We start from the raw sequence: 5,612 nt of genomic DNA, 5'->3' as shown, positions 1-5,612 counted from the left end.
GGCCGGCCGCGGCGGACCGGCCCTTGGCGCCGCCGGCACGGGCGCCGGCGGCGGTGCCGCGCTTGGACTGGCTGGGCACCGAGGGTTCCCTGCTGTTGCCGGGGGCGGGCGCCGCCTCCCCGGCGCCGGAGGTGTGCGGCCGGGGGCCGTCCTCCGGGTCGCGGCCGGCGGCCTGGTCCCCGCTCTGCGCGGGGCCCTGCTGCCGGGCGGAGGCCTCCTCCTCCGAGGCGTCCGCGGCATGCTCGTGCGGGGTGGACGGCTGCACTGCCGCGCCACCCGTGGTACGGAACAGTTCGTCTGCTGCCGGGAGACTCACTCGGCGTGGCACCGGGCGAGCACCTCCCTGGCGAGCTGGCGATATGCGGCGGCGCCCACGGAGTTGGAGGCGTAGGTGGTGATCGGCTCACCGGCGACCGTGGTCTCCGGGAAGCGCACGGTCCGTCCGATGACGGTGTGGTACACGTTGTCCGGGAACGCCTCGACGACCCGGGCCAGCACCTCGCGGCTGTGCACCGTGCGCGAGTCGTACATGGTGGCGAGGATGCCGTCCAGGCTGAGGTTGGGGTTGAGCCGCTCCTGGACCTTCTCGATGGTCTCGGTGAGCAGGGCGACGCCGCGCAGCGCGAAGAACTCGCACTCCAGGGGCACGATCACCTTGTGCGCGGCGGTCAGCGCGTTGACCGTGAGCAGGCCGAGCGAGGGCTGGCAGTCGATGACCACGAAGTCGTAGTCGTTGATGAGCGGCGCCAGGGCCCGCTGCAGGGCGGATTCCCGCGCCACCTCGCTGACGAGCTGCACCTCGGCGGCGGACAGGTCGATGTTGCTGGGCAGCAGGTCCATGCCCGGGATGGCGGTCTTCAGCAGCACCTCGTCGGGGGCCATGCCGCTTTCCATGACGAGGTTGTAGACCGTGTTGTCGAGCTCCATGGGGTTGACGCCCAGGCCCACGGAGAGGGCGCCCTGCGGGTCGAAGTCGACCAGCAGGACCCGGCGGCCGTATTCGGCGAGCGCCGCGCCCAGGTTGATGGTGGACGTGGTCTTGCCGACCCCGCCCTTCTGGTTGCACATGGCGATGATGGTGGCCGGGCCGCGCTCGGTCACCGGTCCGGGGATCGGGAAGTACGGCATCGGCCGCCCGGTCGGCCCGATGCGTTCCCGGCGCTGGCGCGCGGCGTCCGGCGCGATGGTGGCGGCATACTCCGGGTCCGGCTCGAATTCGGCGTCCGGGTCGAAGAACTCCCCGTCCGGGAACTCGTCGTAGGCGGCCAAGCGCGCCGGACCGTCCTCCACACGGCCGCGGGCCGTGCCGGAGATCTGGTGTCCGTCTGAGCTCTGATGCGCTGTCATGTTCGCTGGGTTCTGGTGGGCTACGAAGGTGTGGACAGCGACGGAGCCGACCCCCGTCATGCCCGGGTGGCCCGAAGGCCCCGCAGGCGCTCCTGGTTGTCCTCCCCCGGGAGTAATTGTCGACTCATTCACAAGTCGTCGTACCTCCTTGGGGACCAGGAAACTTCTCGACAGAGTCAGCGATGCACCTTGCCGACGTTTGGCGACTCTATGGCGTGTCGGCGGTCCGCAGCAACACAATCCACCGGACCGGCACCGATGTGTCGGCATCGTCCGGTCCGTGGTCAGGGCTGCCGCGAGGTGCTCCGCTGGCGGGCGGAAGTCTCGGCAGGACTGGAAACAGTTAAAGAGTAGTCTTTGCCACAAGTCGCCGTCGCGATACCCCGGATACTGATAAATCTGGCCGGGTCCCTGCCCTGTGCCGAGGCGGCATGGTACGGGACCCGGCCGGTGCCGGAGGACGGGGCGAGCCGGGCGTCACGCGGTTGACGCGCCGGGTTGACGCGCCCGGTTGACGCCGGGCCGCGAGCCGCCCGCGGCGGCGCCGCAGCGCCGGCGGCAATCAGCCCAGAACGGTGCCCGGATCGGTGTGCGGCAGACCGTGCGCCTCCGCCACCGGGCCGTAAATCACCTGGCCGTCATGGGTGTTGAGGCCCCCGGCGAAGGCCGCGTCACGGCTGAGCGCGGCCCGCCAGCCGTGGTTCGCCAGCCGCACCAGATAGGGCAGCGTGGCATTGGTCAGGGCGTAGGTGGAGGTACTGGGCACCGCCCCGGGCATGTTGGCCACGCAGTAGAAGACCGAGTCGTGCACCCGGAAGGTCGGCTCGGCGTGGGTGGTCGGCCGCGAGTCGGCGAAGCACCCGCCCTGGTCGATCGCGATGTCGACAAGAACACTTCCCGCCTTCATCCGGGACACCAGCTCGTTGCTCACCAGCTTGGGGGCCCGCGCGCCCGGGATCAGCACCGCGCCGATCACCAGGTCCGCGTTCAGCACCGCCCGCTCCAGCTCGAAGGCGTTGGAGGTGATGGTCTGCACCCGCCCGCCGTAGATGCGGTCGGCCTCCCGCAGCCGGTCGACATTGGTGTCCAGCAGGGTGACCCGGAAGCCCATGCCGACGGCGATCTGCATGGCGTTCCAGCCGGAGACGCCGCCGCCGATCACCACCGCCTCGGCCGCGCCGGTGCCGGGCACACCGCCGGGCAGCACGCCCCGGCCACCGGCCGGGCGCATCAGGTGGTAGGCCCCGACCTGCGGGGCGATCCGGCCGGCCACCTCGGACATCGGGGCCAGCAGCGGAAGGGCGCCGTCCGCGGTCTGCACGGTCTCGTAGGCGATCGCCGTGGTACCCGCCTCCAGCAGGGCGCGGGTGCATGCGGCCGAGGCGGCGAGATGGAGGTAGGTGAAGAGGATCTGGTCCTTGCGCAGCCGGTGGTACTCCTCGGCGACCGGCTCCTTGACCTTGAGCACCAGCTCGGCGTCGGCCCAGACCTCGTCCGCGGTGTCCAGGATGCCGGCTCCGGCGGCGGTGTACTCCTCGTCGGTGATGGCGGAGCCCAGCCCGGCGCCGCGCTCCACCACGACCTGGTGGCCGTTCTTCACCAGCTCATGGACACCGGCCGGGGTGATGGCCACACGGAACTCGTTGTTCTTGACCTCGCGGGGAATGCCGACCTTCACGTCGATCACGGTCCTTGCGTTGCGGAGGGTTGCTTCAGACACCGGGCGTGGCTACGAGGCCCCGGGCATGATGCGCGTGCAGGCACAGCCATGCACATCCGGATATGGAGTACATGCCGGAAGCAGCCGGAAGGCCGCGGCACTGCCATTGTTAATGAAGGGGTTCCCGCTGTCCAGCCTTGCAATCATTCAATCTTGCTGGACACTGGTCTATGTTTCGTAGGCATGACGCCGGGAGGACCGTGCGGAATCCGTAGCCGCCGTGCTGCTTGCGGAGCCTCCGGTGCCGTCCGGGGCCCGCACCGGCGCGCCGGACGAGGCCGCGCTTTCCGCGCTCCCGGCCGCGCTCCCGGCCGCACCGCCGTCCGCGCCGCCGTCCGGGGGCCCGGCATCGCCGTCCGGGGCGAGCAGCCGCGCGGCCTTCTCCCGGTGGCCCGCCGCGTCCACCAGCCGTCCCAGCCGCTCCGAGCCGTCCGCCAGCCGCAGCCGCAGCGCGCCCTCCAGCCGGCGGTCGCCGGACCGCTCGGCGATCCGCAGCGCCTGGAGGCAGAGCCGCATCGACTCCTCCGGCTCCCCGGCGTACTCCTGCACCCGGGCCGCCTCGGACAGCGCCCGCGCCTGGGCCCGCGCGTCGCCGCGCCGCCGGTGCGCGGCGGCCGCCGCCCGCCAGGCACGCAGCGCCTCCGGCCACTGGGCGTCGCACACCAGGGCCCCCGCCATCCGGCCGTGCAGCCGGGCCTCGGCCTCCAGATCCCGGCGGGACTGCGCGGTGGACAGGGCACGGGCGTACCAGTCGGCGGCACGGCTCCAGTCCCCCAGCTCGGCGTAGGTGCCGGCGATGGACTCCAGGGCCCGGCCGGCGCCCAGTTCGGTCCCGGGCAGCCCGGAGGCGGGCACCGGGGCACCGGGCAGCACCCGGTCGCCGTCCGGCCGCAGCGCCTCCAGCGCCGACCGGTAGCGGTCCAGGGCCAGCTGCAGCCGGCCGCCGGCCACGTCCAGGTCGCCGAGGTTCAGCAGCGCGGCGGCACGCTCCCGGGGCAGCCGCTGCCGGTCCGCCACGCCAAGCACCAGCTCGTGCAGCCGGTACAGCTCGGGCGCGGCCGCCTCGGTGCCGCGGTGCGCGGACAGGGCGCTGGTCAGAGCGGCGATCAGCCGCCGCGCCAGGGTGTCCAGCTCACCCTCGGCCACCACCAGGCGGGCCGCGGCCAGCAGTGACGGCAGCCGGGTCTCCAGCCACTCGGCGGCGGCCGCGCGGGAGCCGAAGCGCAGCGAGGCGGGCAGGCCGGACAGCCAGGAGCGGGCCGGGCTGCCGGGCGGCTCGGTCACCGCCCGGCAGGCGGTGAGCCGGCGCACGGTGCGCTCCAGCAGCCGGGCCCGGGCGAGCTGCACCTCGGCGGGCCGCTCCCGCCGGTCCAGCAGCATCTGGAGCAGCGGGTCCAGGCAGCCGGGCAGCGTCAGCAGCGGGCCGGCCGGCTCCTCGCTGACGGCCGGCGGCGCGGCGGGCACCGGGTGCACCAGGCCGAGCAGCGTGAGGTCCCGCAGCGTGGTGCGGGCGGCGCCCAGGGAGCAGCCGGCCAGGGCGGCCGCGGTGTGCGCGTCCGCCACGCCCGCCGGGGCCAGGGCGAGCAGCCGCAGTATCCGGGCGGCGGGCGGCGGCAGCGCGGAGTGGGCGAGCCGGAAGGCCCGGCCCAGCGGGTCGGTGATCTCCGCCAGGCCGTCGTCGTCGGGTTCCGCCATCCGCCGCAGGGCGTCGGCCAGCGCCGCGTCGGGGTGGGCCGCCAGCCAGCCGCCGGCCAGCACCAGGGCGGCGGGCAGATGGGCGCAGGCCTCGGCCAGCCGCTCGGCGGCCCGCGGGTCGACGGTGACCCGGGTGCGGCCGGCGCCGCGCACCAGCAGACGCAGCGCGGCGTCCTGCTCGATGGCGCCGACGGTGCAGGGCCGCACGTCGGGGACGCCGGTGAGCGGGCCGCGCGCCACGGCCAGGGCCAGGCAGCCCCGGTTGTCGGGCAGCAGGTCGGCGAGCTGTTCACCGGAGCAGACGTCGTCGAACAGCAGCACCGCCCGGCGGCCGGCCAGGGCGCCGCGCAGGGCTTCGGTGAGCTCGTCCTCATCGGCCCCGGCCGGGGCCGCCGTGCCCAGGGCGGCCAGCAGGTCGCGGGCGGTGCGCTCGGTGGGCACGGGCAGGCCGCCGGGGTCGGTGAGCCGGGCGCGCAGCAGGCCGTCGGGGTAGTCACCGGTGGCCAGGCACTCGGCGGCGAAGCGCTCGGCGAGCGCGGTGCGGCCGGTGCCGGGGCGGCCGGCCACCAGCAGCACCCGGCAGCGCGGGGCGGGGCGGCCGGCCAGGGTGTCCAGCCCGGCGCGCTCCAGGTCGGCGCGGAGCGCCGCGAGTTCGCGGGTCCGGCCGAGGAACGCGGGCCCGCCGCCGTCCGTCTCCCCACCGGGCCGGCGCCGCGCCGGGCCCGTGCTGTGCACCGCCTGCTCCGTCACGTCTCCGAGCGTATGCCCTGCCCGCGAGGCGTCACCCGCGGAACACGGCGCCACTCGCCGGCCACCCACCGCATGGCCCCCGCGCGGCGGCCGCGCGGGC

3 protein-coding genes and 1 pseudogene are annotated in these 5,612 nt (G+C 74.7%); all 4 read right to left on the bottom strand.

All coding sequences use genetic code 11. The annotated features are described in order from the left end of the window. Positions 1 to 265, bottom strand: a pseudogene (locus GQS09_RS26520) (hypothetical protein); the annotation flags it as partial. A 47-nt stretch (positions 266 to 312) separates the two neighbouring features. Further along, positions 313 to 1,347 (bottom strand): ParA family protein, encoded by a 1,035-nt coding sequence (locus GQS09_RS26515; RefSeq protein WP_243761817.1) that lies wholly within the window; start codon positions 1,345 to 1,347, stop codon positions 313 to 315. A 562-nt stretch (positions 1,348 to 1,909) separates the two neighbouring features. Next, entirely contained in the window at positions 1,910 to 3,025 is a 1,116-nt protein-coding gene (ald, locus tag GQS09_RS26510; RefSeq protein WP_165990076.1) for an alanine dehydrogenase, read from the bottom strand. Between the two features lie 210 nt (positions 3,026 to 3,235). Further along, complete coding sequence (locus tag GQS09_RS26505) at positions 3,236 to 5,512, bottom strand: ATP-binding protein (RefSeq protein WP_165990074.1); 2,277 nt, start codon at positions 5,510 to 5,512, stop codon at positions 3,236 to 3,238. Positions 5,513 to 5,612: the final 100 nt, after the last annotated feature.

Origin of the sequence: Streptomyces sp. YIM 98790 (assembly GCF_011421595.1) — a bacterium.
GTDB lineage: Bacteria > Actinomycetota > Actinomycetes > Streptomycetales > Streptomycetaceae > Streptomyces.
The sequence above is the reverse complement of the archived record's forward strand: the minus strand, read 5'-3'. Positions and strand labels throughout refer to the sequence as shown.